Here is a 16,328-nt window from a genome sequence, read left to right on the forward strand (position 1 = left end):
GCAGGTGTTATTGAACCCCCTTCAGCAAATCCAGTTGTCTTAGAAGATGACGTATTGATTGGTGCCAATGCGGTTGTTATTGAAGGTGTAAGAATTGGTAAGGGTGCTGTCGTAGGTGCAGGTTCTATCGTTACTAAGGATGTACCAGCAGGTGCCGTTGTTGTGGGTAACCCAGCTCGTATTGTGAAAGAAGAAAAAGACGACCAGACAAAAGATAAGACTCAGTTAATGGATGATTTAAGAAAGATCTAATCATGGATGACTTAAAGAGATGGCGCAGGGATCTACATCAGATTCCTGAGCTAGGATTAAAAGAGACACAAACAACAGCTTATCTAAAAGCCGAACTGGAAAAGATGGGGTATCAGCCACAGCCATTATTAGAAACAGGACTCTATGTCTTTATTGATCATGGCTATGGTAAATCAGTGGCTTTTAGAACAGATATTGATGCCTTACCTGTCAATGAAGAAACAGGTGTAGACTTTGCCTCTACCCATAAAGGAATCATGCATGCCTGTGGACATGATGGCCATATGACTGCACTTCTAGGCTTTGCGAAGGCTTTAAAAGAGAATAAAGAACCTATTCTTTATGATATTCTTTTAATCTTCCAGCCTGCTGAAGAATCTCCTGGAGGAGCACGCATTGTCTGTGAAAAAGGTTTATTAAAACAGTTTAACGTAGAATCTATTTTTGGTATTCACCTCATGCCTTTGTTAGATGAAGGTGTGATTGCTTCTAAACCAGGTGGTTTAATGGCTGAATGTGGTGAATTAGATGTAAAAGTAATAGGAAGAGGGGCTCATGCAGGACTACCTCATGAAGGTGTAGACTCTTTACTTATTGCTTGTTCTTTAATAAATGAATACCAGCATATTTTGACAAGAATGAAGACACCATTCCATCCGGCTATTATGAATATTGGAGAAATTCATGGTGGTACAGCACGTAATAGTGTTGCCAAGGAAACAGAATTCCATGGCACAGTACGTTGTTATAGTGATGAAATGTTTGCACATCTTACGGATTCTATAGGACGTATTAATAAAGGTTTTGAAGAAGCTTATGGATGTCAAATTGAGTGGAGCTGTCCACCATTCTATCCAGCTGTCATCAATGATAAAAAGCTATTTAACTATGTCTCATCAATCACTTCATTAAAAGAACTTGATGAACCACTCATGCTTGCTGAGGATTTCTCTTTCTATCAGAAAGAGGTAAAAGGTCTATTTATCTTTGTCGGTACTAAAACAAAGGAATTCCAAAGTGGACTTCATACAGGTACATTTAATTTTAATGAATCTGTATTACAGTCTGTTGTGGATATGTATATGAAAATCATTTTGAATTATCAGGAGGAGAAGTAATGGGGTATTATGAAGAAGGAGAACAGTATTTTCTTCATGCGTATGGTAGATATGATACTGTTTTAGATCATGGAGAGGGAGTATATCTCTATGATACAGAAGGTAATAAATACTTAGATTTCTATAGTGGTATTGGTGTCAATTCACTTGGTTATGGTTATCCTGCTTATGTAGAAGCAGTAGAGAAGCAGTTAAAGACATTAACTCATGTGTCTAACTATTTCTATACTGTCCCAGCCATTGAAGCAGCTAAGAAAGTAGTGGAGGCAACTCGTCTTTCAAAGGTATTCTTCTGTAATTCAGGTGCAGAAGCAACAGAAGGGGCATTAAAGCTTGCTCGTAAATATTACTTTTTAAAACATCATAAGGCTGATAGTGAAGTCATCGCTTTCCATCAGTCATTCCATGGACGTACTACAGGTTCTGTTAAGTTAACTGGTAATGCACATTATCAGCAGGCATTTGGTCCATTAATGGAAGGTGTAAAATATGCTACTTTAAATGACTTAGAAAGCGTTAAAGCCTTACTTACTGATCGTACCGGAGCTATTATTGTAGAACCAGTACAAGGTGAAGGTGGTGTCAATCCTTGCACAAAAGAATTCTTACAGGGATTAAGACAAATCTGTGATGAAAAAGATATTTGTCTTATTCTTGATGAAGTACAGTGCGGTATGGGAAGAACAGGAACTATCATGACTTATTTCCAGTATGATATCTTACCTGACATTGTCTGTCTTGCGAAAGGTATTGGCTGTGGTGTGCCAGTAGGTGCTTTTGTGGCTAATGAAAAGTTTGCAGAGGCAATGGAACCAGGAGACCATGGAAGTACTTATGGAGGTAATCCATTTGTGACTGCTGCTGTTTCTACTGTATTTGATATCTTAAAGAAAGATTCAATTGTAGAAAACTGTAGAGAAGTATCTGAATATCTTCTAGAAGAGTTAGATAAAGTTGTTGATGATTATGACTGTGTCGTAGGTCATAGAGGTTTAGGATTAATGCAAGGAATTGTATTAAATGTCCCAGCTAAGAAATATGTCCAGGCATTGCTTGATGAAGGTGTCATTGTAGTAACTGCAGGTGAAAAGGTGATTCGTTTATTACCACCTCTAGTAATCACAAAAGAACATGTTGATGAATTTATTGCTAAACTTAGAAAAGTTTTAGCTTAAAATATTAAGAAATCTCCCACTTGTAAAGGAATAAGTAAGTGGGAGGTTTTTTATATGCGTAAATATCCTATATATCTTCAGGATGATGAAATATCCTGCGGTGTCTATTGTATCAAGATGATATTGAAATATTATGATATTGAAGAAGACACCCTCAACATTAAAAGAAAAGCACGAATGGACCATACGGGTACAACCATTAAGGGGTTAGTAGAAACATTTAAAGCCTATGCGATAGAAGCCAAAGCATACCATGCTTCTTTATCAGATATTAAAGAACATATTACTTTGCCCTGTATCTTACATACATTAGAAGAGGGCATAGGACATTTTGTAGTGCTCTATGAAATCAAGGAAGATACTTATATTATTGGTGATCCTGCACATGGTATTGTGGTCTATGATCAAGAAGAATTGGCATCAATTTATACAGAAAATGTAGTATCCATCACTCATATTGGACGTTATTTTGAATATGAGAATAAGACATTTAAACAGTTCTTGAAGGAAATCAAGAAGCTCTATCATAAGGATATTAGAAAATTAGGTAGCTATACATTCTTTATCACATTATTCTCTTATGTATTATCACTTATTTATGCTTCACTTATTGATTATATGAAGGTCAAAACACCGAGTGTGATATTAATGATTGTTTCAGGTGCTTACTTGCTTATTGGTTTAATGAAGATTGGTATAGAAAAGACAAAAGAGAAGAAAAGTATTCTTTTAACTCGTGCTTTTGACAAGGAATTTGTGTATACAAGTATCAGCCATGCAATAGACTTGAAAGGAGATACAGGAACATTACATCCACAGATCATGGATTTATACCAGTTAAGTCAGTTCTGTATTGCGTATTTTAGTATCTTCTATGTAGATCTTGTATCTATTCTATTAGAACTACTTGGTTTATTACTTATTTCTAGACAGTTATCTTTAGTGCTTGTTGTTGTATTAGCGATTCTATCTCTCTTTATCTATTTTAAAAGTAAACACTTCTTAGAACTCTATAAGGATTATATTGCAGCTCATATTGAGTCTTCTCATGCACTGATTGATTATTTGGACCAGAGGGAAATAGGAAAGAGATATTATGGAAAACATCAATGGCTAAAAAGATATGAACACTATTATGAAAATGAAGCCAATCATAAGCAAGATCAAGAAGAATTCTCATTGACACTCTCTGCTGGTATGCATATGATCCAAATACTTGGAGAAGCACTTATATTATTTGTAGGGTTATTTCTTTATCATCAAAAGAGTATTCGTATGGGTGAATTGATTTTATTTTATATGGTTTATAATATGATTCTTATTCCTCTTATTCATCTTTGTACCACTCTAGTGGAATATTCCCAAAGTACAGTACTTTATGAAAAGTATAAGGAACTCACTACACCATTACCGCAAGGTCAATTGCTTATAGAAGAACCCATTCATGCTATTCATATGAATAATGTTTCTTATGCTTATGGTTTTCATGAGCCTGTTTTAAATCATCTTGATTTAGAAATAGATCATTCTTTCTTCTTGTTTGGAGATAATGGATCAGGTAAGTCTACTTTAGCTTATTTACTCGAAGGCAATGATTCTCACTATCGTGGTGAAGTACTCATAAATAATAAACCTTTAAAGGATATCAATCAGGATTCTTTAAAGAAACATATCATTCTTGTACAGGAACATGAATCATTTATTCCTGGTTCTATCAAAGAGGTATTGAATTGTGAGGATGAAAAACGTATACTTCATGTATTACTTTCCTTAACAGGCGAAAGATTAATTGAATTAGGAGACTCACCCATCACTTCTCAGGGACTTCCTTTATCCTTAGGAGAACAACAGATTCTTTCTCTTGCCCGTGCCTTGTTGTGTGATGGAGATATTTATATTCTTGATGAGGCCCTGAGTCATCTTTCTTTTGAACGTAAAGAAATCATCATTCAAACTTTGTTTGAGACTTATCAAGAAAAGTTGTTTATGGTGATTTCACATGATAAAAAAATCATGAACATGGGATATGACTATGTTATAATGGATAAAGGAAAAATCATCGAGAAAGGGTGATCATAAATGAATATAGATTTTGTATTTGATAATGAAGTAGATAACTTTGAAAATAATTATGAACAGGATTTTATAGCTATTATTGAACAGGCTTTAAAGACTTTAGGTATTAAAGATGATGTAGAAGTATCATGTGTACTTGTAGATGATGAAAGAATACATGAAATTAATAGAGAATATCGTCATATAGATCGTTCCACTGATGTTATCAGTTTTGCGATGGAAGATAATGATCAGTTTTATGTGGAAGGCATGCCTAGAACTTTAGGGGATATTTTTATTTCTGTAGATCATGCTAAGAAACAGGCAGAAGAATATGGTCATTCTTTAAGAAGAGAAATGTGTTTCTTATTTACACATGGTATTCTCCACTTACTTGGTTATGATCATATGACTGATGAACAGGAAAAAGAAATGTTTGGTTTACAGGATGAGATTTTAGGTGCCTTAAGTATTGAAAGAGAGGGAGTCTAATGGATTATCAATATCTAGTGGATGAAGCCTTTAAGGCAAGAGAAAATGCCTATGCCCCTTATTCACATTTTAAAGTAGGCGCATGCTGTGAACTCAATGATGGTAAGATGATTTATGGTGCCAATATTGAAAATGCAGCTTATGGCTCTACAATGTGTGCTGAACGTAATGCAGTCTTTCAGGCTTATTGTCAAGGCTACCGTAAAGAGGATATTAAAGCACTTGCGATTGTCGGAGATGGACCGACATTGATTTCACCTTGCGGTTCATGTCGTCAGGTATTGAGTGAACTTTTAAAGCCTGATACACCTATTGTATTAGGAGCAAGAGATCACTATGAAGTGACAAATATCTATGAATTATTACCTAGAAGTTTTAGTGAGGAGGATTTATGAGTTATAAATCAGGTTTCGTAAGTATTGTAGGACGTCCTAATGTAGGAAAATCTACTTTATTAAATCATATTTTAAAGACAAAATTAGTTATTACATCACCTACTGCCCAGACTACAAGAAATACAGTTCAGGGTGTTTATACAGATGATGAAGCACAGATTGTATTTTTAGATACACCTGGTATTCATAAACCACAGGATGGTTTAGGTTCATTTATGAATACAACAGCTTTAAATAGTATCGTAGGAACTGATGTGATTTTATTTATCGAACCTGCCAATGAACGTATTGGCAAGGGGGACCGCTTCATTGTAGAAAGGCTAAAGAAAGCAGAATGTCCTGTTTATCTTGTTTTAAATAAGGCGGATCTTCTTTCAAAAGATGAATTAATGGATAAGTTGATTGAATGGAATCAGATGATGGACTTTAAGGAAATCATCCCAATCAGTGCACTTAATGGGGATAATGTGGATGAATTAATCAAGACTGTAAAACAGGATTTACCAGAAGGTCCAGCTATTTATCCAGAAGATACAATTACAGACCATCCAGAACAGTTTATTATGGCTGAATTCATTCGTGAAAAGATTCTTTATTTCACTCATGATGAAATTCCACATGATGTGGCAATAGAAATTGAACAGTGGATTGAAGATGAAAATGGATTAGACATCATGGCTGTCATTATTGTGAATAGAAAGAGCCAGAAAGGTATTATTATTGGTAAGCAGGGGACAATGATCAAAAAGATCAAAGATCAGGCAAGACGTGATATGAAGCGTTTTGCGGGTGTTCCTGTTAAGCTTTCACTCTTTGTAAGAGTAGAAAAAGACTGGCGTAATAAAGCACAGTATTTAAAGGAATTTGGTTACAACCAGGATGATTACTCATAATATTGAGAAAACTAAAGGGGTTGTACTTAAAATGACTCCTTCAAAAGAATCTGATGCGATACTTTCTATTTATACACATGACTATGGTCGTATATCTGTCTATGGAAAAGGAATTAGAAAGATCAATTCTAAAAACGCCCGTGGAGTGACACCTTCTTCGTTAAGCTTATTTGAATTGAATATACGTAAAGGCTTGTCTACTCTTGTACGTGCAACAGGAATTGAATACTATATACATATCCAGGATCATATAGAAACAGATATTCTTGCACAATGTTTATTGGAATATTATTATCGCTATGTTCCTGAAAATAAACCGGATCTAGATACTTATGCATTTTTGGTTGATGCCCTTAAAGCAATAGATACAGGATATTCATATAAATTGATTTATGCATTGATTCTTGTCTTTATTATGAAAGATAACGGAATAGAGTTAGAAGTAGATGGGTGTGTCCATTGTGGACATACATCAGTCACTTCTTTTTCACTTGTAGATGGTGGATTTGTATGCCATAAGCATCAAACACCACAGGATGTACAGATGTCTATAGAAGCTTTAAAGGCAGTACGTCATATTTATAAGACGCCGATGGCGCATATTGATACATTGTCTATAGATGAATCTGTACTTAAAGAGATTTTATTCATATTTGAGTATTATATTGATGAATATTGTGGAATATATCTCAATGCGTTGCGTTTTGTGAAGGAATGGATATAGGGGAGGATGGATGTATGAAGCACGAAGAAACTTATACATCAACACTACATACACATGTTCACTTTTTCGTTTATGAACCACAGGTGATCATTAGAGTTAAAGCTGTTTTATTTGTACAGCATGATCTCAATGAAAATGCATGTAACTATGATCATTTTGCGAATTTCATGTGTGATAAAGGGTATGTTGTCGTAGTGAGTGATATGGTCGGACATGGTCATTCACTGATTGATTTTGAACAGGGTTATTTTGGAAAAAGAGAAGTACTTGATCATTTGATGAAGGATATGCATCGTCTTCAGAAAATCATGATGGCACGCTATACAGATACACCTTATTTTTATTTAGGAACTGGCTTTGGTGCGCAGATGATTCGTGAATATGCAGCACGCTTTGGTGATTATTTCCAGGGAATGTTGTTGATGGGAGCGGTGTCTGGGGTCAGAGCGTACCGCTATAAGAATCTTTGTCTTAACTTCTTTAAGCTGGTGAAGGGTGAAAGATATCATTTAAATAAGCTTGCATTAAGAAACAGAATGAAGTTATCACATCGTTTCAATGAAGATCATCCATTCTCTTATCTTACAGATAATGAAAAATTAGTAGATAGATTTTCTAATGATACATTGACGAATTTTTCTTATACAGTTAAAGGGTATAGTGATATCTGTAAGATTTCTAGACATGCCAATAGTGAAGAGACATACCAGAAAACACCGTCTTATTTATCTACATGGATTGCATCAGGTGCACTTGATCCTCTCACTCGTCTAGGTAAAGATGCGCAGTTGATTTATCATAACTATAAAACACTAGGTATGGCCGATATCACATTAAAAATCTATGACAACAAACGTCATGCATTACTATTTGGCAAGGATCGCATCAATGTCTATACAGACATTCTCACCTGGTTAAACGAACGTACTTATATCTAACCTTTCTTTAAGAAAGGTTCTTTTTTATACCCTTATGATTGGTTGACAAATATACACTATAAGGGTATAAATAGTGGGACTATAAAGTTCATGGCTTAGGTTATTCCTAAGTCATTTCTTATCTCAAGGAGGAAAATATGGCTACAAAAGATATGGAAAAGCTAATTGCACATGCAAAAGGTGAAGGTTTTGTCTATCAGGGATCAGAAATCTATGATGGACTCGCAAATACATGGGATTACGGACCAATGGGTGTCCAGTTAAAGAATAACATCAAAAACTTATGGTGGAAGAGATTCGTTCAGGAATGTCCTTACAACGTAGGTATTGATTCTGCAATCTTCATGAATCCAAGAGTTTGGCAGGCAAGTGGACATGTAGGTAACTTCAATGACCCACTTATTGACTGTAAACAGTGTAAATCAAGACATAGAGCGGATAAATTAATTGAAGCTTATGATCCTGAATTACATCCAGATGGATGGACTCCAGAAGAAATGATGACTTTTATTAGAGAACATAACATCGCATGTCCTGAATGTGGCGGACATGATTTCACAGATATCAGACAGTTCGAATTGATGTTTGAAACATCTATGGGTGTTGTAAAGGATGCTAAGAGCAAGATCTACTTAAGACCAGAAACTGCTCAGGGTATCTTTGTAAACTTCAAGAATGTTCAGAGAACAACACGTAAGAAATTACCATTTGGTATTGGACAGATTGGTAAATCATTCCGTAACGAAATTACTCCAGGTAACTTCATTTTCCGTACGAGAGAATTTGAACAGATGGAACTTGAATTCTTTACTAAACCAAATGAAGACTTAGAATGGTTTGAAAAGTGGCGTCATGACTGTATGCAGTTCTTATATGATTTAGGTATCAATAAAGAAAACTTAAGATACAGAGACCATGACCAGAAAGAACTTTCTTTCTACTCTAAAGCAACAACAGATATCGAATACTTATACCCATTTGGATGGGGTGAATTATGGGGTATCGCAGATCGTACTGATTATGACTTAGGACGTCATCAGGAATATTCTAAGAAGAACTTAGAATACTTAGATCCAGACACTCATGAAAAGTATCTTCCATACGTTATTGAACCATCAGTAGGTGCTGACCGTTTATTCTTATCAGTTCTTGCAGATGCATTCGAAGAACAGAAACTTGAAAATGGTGATGTAAGAAAAGTAATGCATTTCCATCCTGCATTAGCACCAGTAAAAGTTGCAGTATTACCTCTTACTAAGAAACAGTCTGATGAAGCAATGGCACTTTATAACGAATTAGTGAAAGACTTCTATTGTGAATATGATCAGGCAGGTCAGATTGGTAAGAGATATAGAAGACAGGATGCAATTGGTACACCATTATGTGTCACTGTAGACTTCGATACAGCTGAAGATCATAGCGTTACTGTAAGAGATCGTGACACTATGGAACAGATCAGATTACCAATTGATCAGTTAAAAGATTATATTGCAGATAAAACACGTTTTAACTAAGAGGAAGTAATAGATGACAAGATTATCACAGGAAAAGATTGATGAAATCAGACAAAGCGTAGATATCGTTGATGTGATGGGCCAGTACCTTGAACTTCATAAAAAAGGCAAGAACTATATGGCTATCTGTCCTTTCCATGATGATAATCATCCATCTTTATCTATTTCACAATCAAGACAGATTTATAAATGTTTTGTATGCGGCAACGGAGGGAATGTCTTCACATTCATCCAGGAATATTTGAAGGTCCCTTTCGTAGAAGCCGTTATGAAAGTAGCAGAGTTTGGACATGTTGATATGTCCGGCTATTCACTAGAGAAGCGTGTTGTGAAAGTAGATGAAGCGCTTGCGCCTCTTTATGATATGCACGCTTTTGCATTAAAACTTTATATGTATTATCTCTATACCCAGTCAGGTAAACAGGCACTTGATTATTTACGTCATCGTGGTTTTGATGATGATCTCATCAAGATGTTTGGGATTGGTTATGCGCCAGAAAAATCCATTTTACATGAACGTTTCCAGAAAGAAGGCTATACTGAGGTGGCTCAGGTCAAATCAGGCCTAGTCTTAGAGAATGAACGTCATTATGATCGATTCCATGATCGTGTGATGTTTCCTCTCTATGATGAATTTGGAAAGGTTGTAGGTTTTTCTGGAAGAGTCTATAAAGCTCAAGATAAGAATTCTAAATATATGAACTCACCAGAGTCCGATATATTTATTAAAGGTAAAACACTTTATAATTACCATCGTGCGAAAGAAGCAGTTCGTCAGGCAGGCTTTGTCTATATTAATGAAGGGTTCATGGATGTGATTGCGATGCATCGTGCCCATCACGATAACTGTATTGCCTTGATGGGGACAGCTCTTACTAAAGATCATTTAAGAATGTTGAAGCGTATGACACGTACGATTCATTTGTGCTTAGATGGTGATATGGCCGGTCAGGCTGCCGCAATGAAGTCCAGCGATTTACTTACATCACAGGGCTTTGAAGTCAAAATCGTTCTTTTACCTGATGGACGAGATCCAGATGAAATCTTATCAACAGAAGGTATAGAAGGTCTTGATGCGGTTTTAAAGGATACATTAAGTCCTATTGACTTCATGATGGCCTTTGAATGTTCAAGACTTGATTTACGTAATTATGAAGATCGTAAAACTTTGCTTGTCAAAGCATGTGAGAAGATTGCGAAGATAGAAGATAGAATTGATCGTGGACATTATATTGCGAAGCTATCATCATTGACTGATTTCCCTAAGGAAATCATTGAGGAACAGCTACTCAATAGTTCCGCTATTCTAGAACATCGTGAACAGTTCTCTCAAAATCGTATAGAAACAATTCAGGACCAGCGTCCTATTCTAGATAAATATACTTTGGCAGAAAAGAATTTATTATTCTATATGTTGAATGACCGTCAGGTCAGTGATATTTATGAGGCAAAAGCAGGCTTTATGCATAATGATACATATCGTGCATTAGCCGCTTATATTAGAGACTATTATCGTACCCATAAGACAATGGATGTGGCGAACCTTATCGATAAGATTGGGAGCTCTCATTCAGCTCTTGTCAATGCATTGACAGATATTGCGGAGTGTTCACTTCCACTTCCTTATCAAAAAGAAGTAATTGATGATTATATTGCGAGAATTACAGAAAATACCAAGAATATTCGTGAACAGGAACTGCAGCAGCAGTTCAAGGATGTTCTTGCACCCAGCGCAAAAGCTGAGATTCTCCAGAAACTAATTGATTTGAAAAAGGAGTAGCTATGGCAAAAAAGGATAAAGCAGTACAGGGTATTACTCTTGAAGAACTTGAAAAAACGCTGATTAGTGCCGCTAAGGCTAAAGGCAACCGTTTAACTCAGGATGACTTAGATGCTTTCCAGTCTAGATATGATTTAGATGATGAAGCATATGAAAACCTTATTGATGCAATCAATGAAAACCACATTGAAATTGAAGATGGTTTAGATGCATTAGAAATAGATGATGATGACTTCATGGCTGGAGGGGCAGATGATCTTGATGACCTTGAAGGCTTAGAAGTAGATACAGATGAAGATACAGGTGATGATGATATCGCAAATCTAGATTTCGGTAATGATCTAGATATGGACTTTGGTGATACAAATAAGATGTATAACCAGTCTGATGACGATGATGATATGAACCAGTTAGGTTCTAACGTTAAAATCAATGACCCTGTTAAGATGTACTTAAAGGAAATTGGTCGTGTAGACTTATTAACTCATGAACAGGAAATTGAACTCGCAAAACGTATTCTCGAAGGTGATGAACAGGCTAAGAAAGAACTTGCAGCTGCAAACTTAAGATTAGTTGTATCTATCGCTAAGAGATATGTAGGTCGTGGTATGTTATTCCTAGACTTAATCCAGGAAGGTAACATGGGTCTTATTAAGGCTGTAGAAAAGTTTGATTATACAAAAGGATTTAAGTTCTCTACATATGCAACATGGTGGATCAGACAGGCTATTACTCGTGCTATTGCCGATCAGGCACGTACTATCCGTATTCCAGTACATATGGTAGAAACTATCAATAAGTTAACTCGTATTCAGAGACAGCTTGTTCAGGAATTAGGTAGAGAACCAACTGCTGAAGAAATTGCAGAAAAGATGGATGGTATGACACCTACAAAGGTAAGAGAAATCCAGAAGATTTCTTTAGAACCAGTTTCTTTAGAAACACCTATTGGTGAAGAAGATGATTCTCATTTAGGTGACTTCATTGAAGATGAAGGTGCTATGAGCCCTGATGATTATGCATCTAACGAATTATTAAAAGATGAATTAAATGAAGTATTATTAGAACTTACAGATAGAGAAGAAAAAGTATTAAGACTTAGATTCGGTCTAGATGATGGACGTACAAGAACACTTGAAGAAGTAGGTAAAGAATTCAATGTTACTCGTGAACGTATCAGACAGATCGAAGCAAAGGCTTTAAGAAAATTAAAACATCCTTCACGCTCTAAACGTCTAAAGGACTTCTTAGATCACTAATGAAGCTTCATTCAAAACGTCTAAGCAAAGTTGCTTGGATGATTGAAGAACATAAACAAGGAACTATCCTGGCAGATATCGGCACTGATCATGCCTATCTGCCTTGTTTTTTACTTGATGAAAAAATCATCACATCAGCTTATGCATGTGATGTAGCGGAAGGACCTCTCTCTAGTTCTAAAGAAACAATTCAGTCTTTACATCTTGAAGATCAAGTCATCCCATTACTAGGTAATGGATTAGATCCTATCATCGATAAGAAAGTAGATATGATCTCTATTTGTGGTATGGGGGGCTTATTGATGAGTGAAATATTAGATGCCCATCTTGACTATGTAGAAGATAAAATACTCTTCTTACAGGCCAATACAGCCATTGATTTATTAAGAGAATACTTAATGAATCATAACCTACAGATTATTGATGAAGCATTGGTCAAAGATGCCCATCATATTTATGAAATCATGGTTGTGAAAAAAGGCCATCAGGAATTAGATGAAAAAGATATTCTCTTTGGACCAGTCCTTAGAAAACAGAAGGATCCTCTCTTTATTGAGAAGTGGGAAAGAGAACTAAAGATTCAAAGACGTATATTGGATTCATTAAATACTGAACATGAAAAATATGCAAAGGTATTACATTCTATTGCCTTAATTGAAGAAGTACTCTAGGTACTTCTTTTTTGTGTTATAATGGTTGAAAGAGAAGGTGATATTTATGAAAGCAGAACAGATTATTAAAATCATGGAATCTCATTATCCTTTAAACTGTCAAGAGGACTGGGATCATTGTGGATTACAGGTGGGTAATATTCATACTGATGTGAATAAAATAATGATTGGTTTAGATGCAGACTTACAAACTCTACAGGAAACCATTGATGCAGGATGTCAGATGTTGATTACCCATCATCCATTCTTATTCAATACATTGACTTTAGATACTACAACACCTGTAGGACAGTTTATAGAAGCAGCAGTTAAAAATAATATTGTCGTCTATAGTGCGCATACATCTTTAGATAAGATTTCCATGAATAGATGGTTGATGGAAGCATTAGGATGTTTAAATATTGAAGATGCTGATGAATCTAATATTACGAAGAAGGGTGTACTCCCAGATACAATGGGCATGTATGAATTCTTAGACTATGTAAAGAAAGCTTTTAATATTCCATCAGTCAATTATGCAGGTAAAGTGAAAGAAGTCTCTACAGTAGGAATATGTGGTGGCTCTGGAGGAGATTTAATAGATGAAGTCGCTCCACAGGTCGATGCTTATGTCACAGGTGATTTAAAATATCATAGTGGTTTAAAAGCATCAGATTATAATATTCTTTTAGTAGATGTAGGACATCATGTAGAAGTCATTATGGTACATAAATTAAAAGAATTATTAGAAAAAGAAATAGATTGTGAAATCGTAGAAGCCACTTCTCCAGGTTATTTCAAGGGGTATTAGGATGATTCTGACTACAATAGCGTATTTAAAGAAAGATGGGAAAACATTACTTCTTCATCGTATTAAAAAGAAGAAAGATATCAATGAAGGTAAATGGATTGGTGTAGGTGGTAAATTAGAACCAGGTGAATCACCTGATGAATGTGTAAAAAGAGAAATACTAGAAGAAACAGGTTATACAGTGCATTCAGTTAGATGTCATGGTTATGTCACATTCCCAGGTCTTTATTATGGTGAAGATGAAGGTATGTTTGTTTATTCTTGTCATGACTTTGAAGGGACATTAAAAGAATGTGATGAAGGTGTTCTTGAATGGGTGGATGATGATTTAATTCCTGATTATCCACAATGGGAAGCTGATTATCATTTCTTAAACTGGATGGAAGATGATCATTATCATCATGCTAAGGTTGTTTATAAGAATGATGAACTTATAGAATATAAAGAAGAAATCTATTAAAAAAGAGCGCGGATTAGATTAATCCGTGCTCTTTCATATTCTTATAAATACCATCATTCGCAATATCATCACATACTTCATCAGCAATAGCCTTTAAACCTTCTTTCGCATTACCGACTGCAACGCCATGAGCTACAAATGTCAGCATCTCTGCATCATTCATGCCATCACCGTATGCATATGTATCCTTTTGATCAATACCTAAATGGTTAATAAGTGCTTCAATGGCAGTATGCTTATTAACGCCTGCTACAGATAATTCACCTGATGCATCACCAAATGCAGGAACAGTACATTCAATCACCTGGAATGCATCACTAAACTGCTTTCTAATCTCCTCAAATGGAATACTTTCATGTTCTAAGAAACAAATCTTATTCACATCATTTCTATACATATTTTCATTTTCAATGAGTGCAGTAATAAAATGACTCGGTTCCTCTTCCTTTTTTCTTCTTGCTTCAGGATCATTTTCTAGATCACCATAGATGATGCTTTCTAATCTTTTAATGAGGTTCTTAGAGGCAAATAAACCACCATTAGACTCTAAATAATAGTCATAATGGTTTGTTTCAAAGAAGTCTACAACACGATGAACATCTTCATCACTGACCTTTTTATGATATAATATCTTATCACCCATCTGTACAAATCCGCCGCCAGCACCAATGATGCCATCAAATCCTACATCTAGAATATAAGGATAGATTTCTGCAAGAGAACGTCCTGTACAAAGGTAACATAAATTTCCTTTTTTACGTGTCTCGTGCACTGCCTGGATAGTTGATTCAGGAATACATTCCTTTACAGGTCTCACATCTACTAAAGTTCCATCTACATCAAAAAATATAATCTTCTTACTCATATATATACTCCTATAACATCTTTTCATAAGGTATTTCAGGTTTAATAAAACTATCTGGGTTATTTTCATCATACTGCTTCAAGAAATCTATAATCTGATTAGTCAATACAGTAGGTGTAGAAGCTCCAGAACTTACTCCTACATGCTTCTTTCCTTTAAGCCATGATAAGTCTAACTCTTCAAGACTTCCAATCATATGAGTCTCTTTATGTGCTTTCTCCATACTGATAGAAGCTAGCTTCTTTGTGTTATTAGAATGTGGATCACCTACAATAATGACTAGATCAATATCTTCATCCATTTTCGCAATAGCTTCCTGTCTAATCTGTGTTGCAGAACATGTTTCCTTCATGATTTCTACATCTAATTTTTCTTTCGCATACTCACATAAATCATAGACATCATAAAGGGACATAGTTGTCTGGTTTGTCATGACATAATGTTTATCTTTATCGAGTGTCTCTAAATCCTTCTTAGATGTAATTAAATGAATATGTTCAGGATCAATCAATAATGCACCTTCAGCTTCAGGATGATTCTTTTTACCTATATATAAAACATCCTTGCCATGCTTTAACTGTTCTTTAATAAGTGTATGTGTCTTAATAACATCTAAACATGTTGCATCCACTACATTGAGTCCTTTACTCTTTGCCTTCTCAATGACACAGTCTCCTGCACCATGTGCTGTAATAATGACTGTTCCTTCATTGATTTCATCAAGAAGTTCCATTCTTGTCTTACTTGCATCCTCAATTGTGATGGCACCGCGTTTCTTTAATGCATCCACAATAAACTGATTGTGGACAATCATACCAAGTACAGTAATAGGACCTGGCTGTTCTATTGTCTCTTTCACAATATTAATGGCACGTATAACACCTTTACAATATCCTCTAGGGACAATTCCTGTGACTTTCATATTTTTCACCTCAAATACAATTCTA

17 protein-coding genes are annotated in these 16,328 nt (G+C 35.4%); 15 read left to right on the forward strand and 2 right to left on the reverse strand.

Annotation, left to right across the window (positions count from 1 at the left end):
• The 15 genes from B2S90_RS01575 to B2S90_RS01645 all read left to right on the forward strand — a co-directional run.
• A partial coding sequence (locus B2S90_RS01575; protein WP_286696449.1) for a DapH/DapD/GlmU-related protein occupies window positions 1–252 on the forward strand: 252 nt, incomplete at its 5' end.
• 2 nt (window positions 253–254) lie between these two features.
• Window positions 255–1,370: a M20 metallopeptidase family protein gene (locus B2S90_RS01580; protein ID WP_055233891.1), complete on the forward strand. Its 1,116-nt coding sequence runs from the start codon at window positions 255–257 to the stop codon at window positions 1,368–1,370.
• A complete protein-coding gene (locus B2S90_RS01585; RefSeq protein WP_055233890.1) occupies window positions 1,370–2,545 on the forward strand; it encodes an aspartate aminotransferase family protein in 1,176 nt (391 codons plus the stop codon). Before B2S90_RS01580 ends, B2S90_RS01585 begins: the two co-directional genes overlap by 1 nt.
• 54 nt (window positions 2,546–2,599) lie before the next feature.
• A complete protein-coding gene (locus B2S90_RS01590; RefSeq protein WP_286696450.1) occupies window positions 2,600–4,618 on the forward strand; it encodes a cysteine peptidase family C39 domain-containing protein in 2,019 nt (672 codons plus the stop codon).
• 6 nt (window positions 4,619–4,624) lie between these two features.
• Window positions 4,625–5,092, forward strand: a complete 468-nt coding sequence (gene ybeY, locus B2S90_RS01595) for an rRNA maturation RNase YbeY (protein ID WP_286696451.1) — start codon at window positions 4,625–4,627, stop codon at window positions 5,090–5,092.
• A complete protein-coding gene (gene cdd / locus B2S90_RS01600) occupies window positions 5,092–5,487 on the forward strand; it encodes a cytidine deaminase (RefSeq protein WP_055233887.1) in 396 nt (131 codons plus the stop codon). The genes ybeY and cdd overlap by 1 nt, the downstream gene beginning before the upstream one ends.
• Window positions 5,484–6,380: a GTPase Era gene (era, locus tag B2S90_RS01605; RefSeq protein ID WP_006505515.1), complete on the forward strand. Its 897-nt coding sequence runs from the start codon at window positions 5,484–5,486 to the stop codon at window positions 6,378–6,380. The genes cdd and era overlap by 4 nt, the downstream gene beginning before the upstream one ends.
• Complete coding sequence (recO, locus tag B2S90_RS01610; protein WP_055289248.1) at window positions 6,367–7,104, forward strand: DNA repair protein RecO; 738 nt, start codon at window positions 6,367–6,369, stop codon at window positions 7,102–7,104. Before era ends, recO begins: the two co-directional genes overlap by 14 nt.
• Before the next feature lie 14 nt (window positions 7,105–7,118).
• The gene (locus B2S90_RS01615) at window positions 7,119–8,042 is read left to right on the forward strand and encodes a serine aminopeptidase domain-containing protein (protein ID WP_278861221.1); all 924 of its coding nucleotides are present in this window, start codon (window positions 7,119–7,121) and stop codon (window positions 8,040–8,042) included.
• Between the two features lie 137 nt (window positions 8,043–8,179).
• A complete protein-coding gene (locus B2S90_RS01620; RefSeq protein WP_055233884.1) occupies window positions 8,180–9,556 on the forward strand; it encodes a glycine--tRNA ligase in 1,377 nt (458 codons plus the stop codon).
• 13 nt (window positions 9,557–9,569) lie between these two features.
• A complete protein-coding gene (gene dnaG / locus B2S90_RS01625; RefSeq protein ID WP_278779014.1) occupies window positions 9,570–11,336 on the forward strand; it encodes a DNA primase in 1,767 nt (588 codons plus the stop codon).
• 2 nt (window positions 11,337–11,338) lie between these two features.
• Window positions 11,339–12,595 carry an RNA polymerase sigma factor RpoD gene (gene rpoD / locus B2S90_RS01630; protein ID WP_286696452.1) on the forward strand — a complete coding sequence of 419 codons (1,257 nt, stop codon included), beginning with the start codon at window positions 11,339–11,341 and terminating at the stop codon, window positions 12,593–12,595.
• On the forward strand, window positions 12,595–13,266 hold the full coding sequence (locus B2S90_RS01635; RefSeq protein WP_055233881.1) for a tRNA (adenine(22)-N(1))-methyltransferase: 672 nt from the start codon (window positions 12,595–12,597) through the stop codon (window positions 13,264–13,266). Before rpoD ends, B2S90_RS01635 begins: the two co-directional genes overlap by 1 nt.
• A 46-nt stretch (window positions 13,267–13,312) precedes the next feature.
• A complete protein-coding gene (locus B2S90_RS01640; protein ID WP_055233880.1) occupies window positions 13,313–14,056 on the forward strand; it encodes a Nif3-like dinuclear metal center hexameric protein in 744 nt (247 codons plus the stop codon).
• Between the two features lies 1 nt (window position 14,057).
• Complete coding sequence (locus B2S90_RS01645; protein WP_278779017.1) at window positions 14,058–14,516, forward strand: NUDIX hydrolase; 459 nt, start codon at window positions 14,058–14,060, stop codon at window positions 14,514–14,516.
• A 13-nt stretch (window positions 14,517–14,529) separates the two neighbouring features.
• Here B2S90_RS01645 and B2S90_RS01650 read toward each other — a convergent pair whose 3' ends face one another.
• Both B2S90_RS01650 and B2S90_RS01655 read right to left on the reverse strand, forming a co-directional pair.
• Window positions 14,530–15,381, reverse strand: coding sequence for a Cof-type HAD-IIB family hydrolase (locus B2S90_RS01650; RefSeq protein ID WP_286696453.1), 852 nt, complete (start codon window positions 15,379–15,381; stop codon window positions 14,530–14,532).
• A gap of 10 nt (window positions 15,382–15,391) precedes the next feature.
• On the reverse strand, window positions 15,392–16,328 hold a 937-nt coding region (locus B2S90_RS01655), incomplete at its 5' end, for a 4-hydroxy-3-methylbut-2-enyl diphosphate reductase (protein ID WP_286696454.1).

Source organism: Catenibacterium sp. UBA627 (assembly GCF_002299355.1).
In the GTDB taxonomy this organism is placed as follows: domain Bacteria; phylum Bacillota_I; class Bacilli_A; order Erysipelotrichales; family Coprobacillaceae; genus Catenibacterium; species Catenibacterium mitsuoka.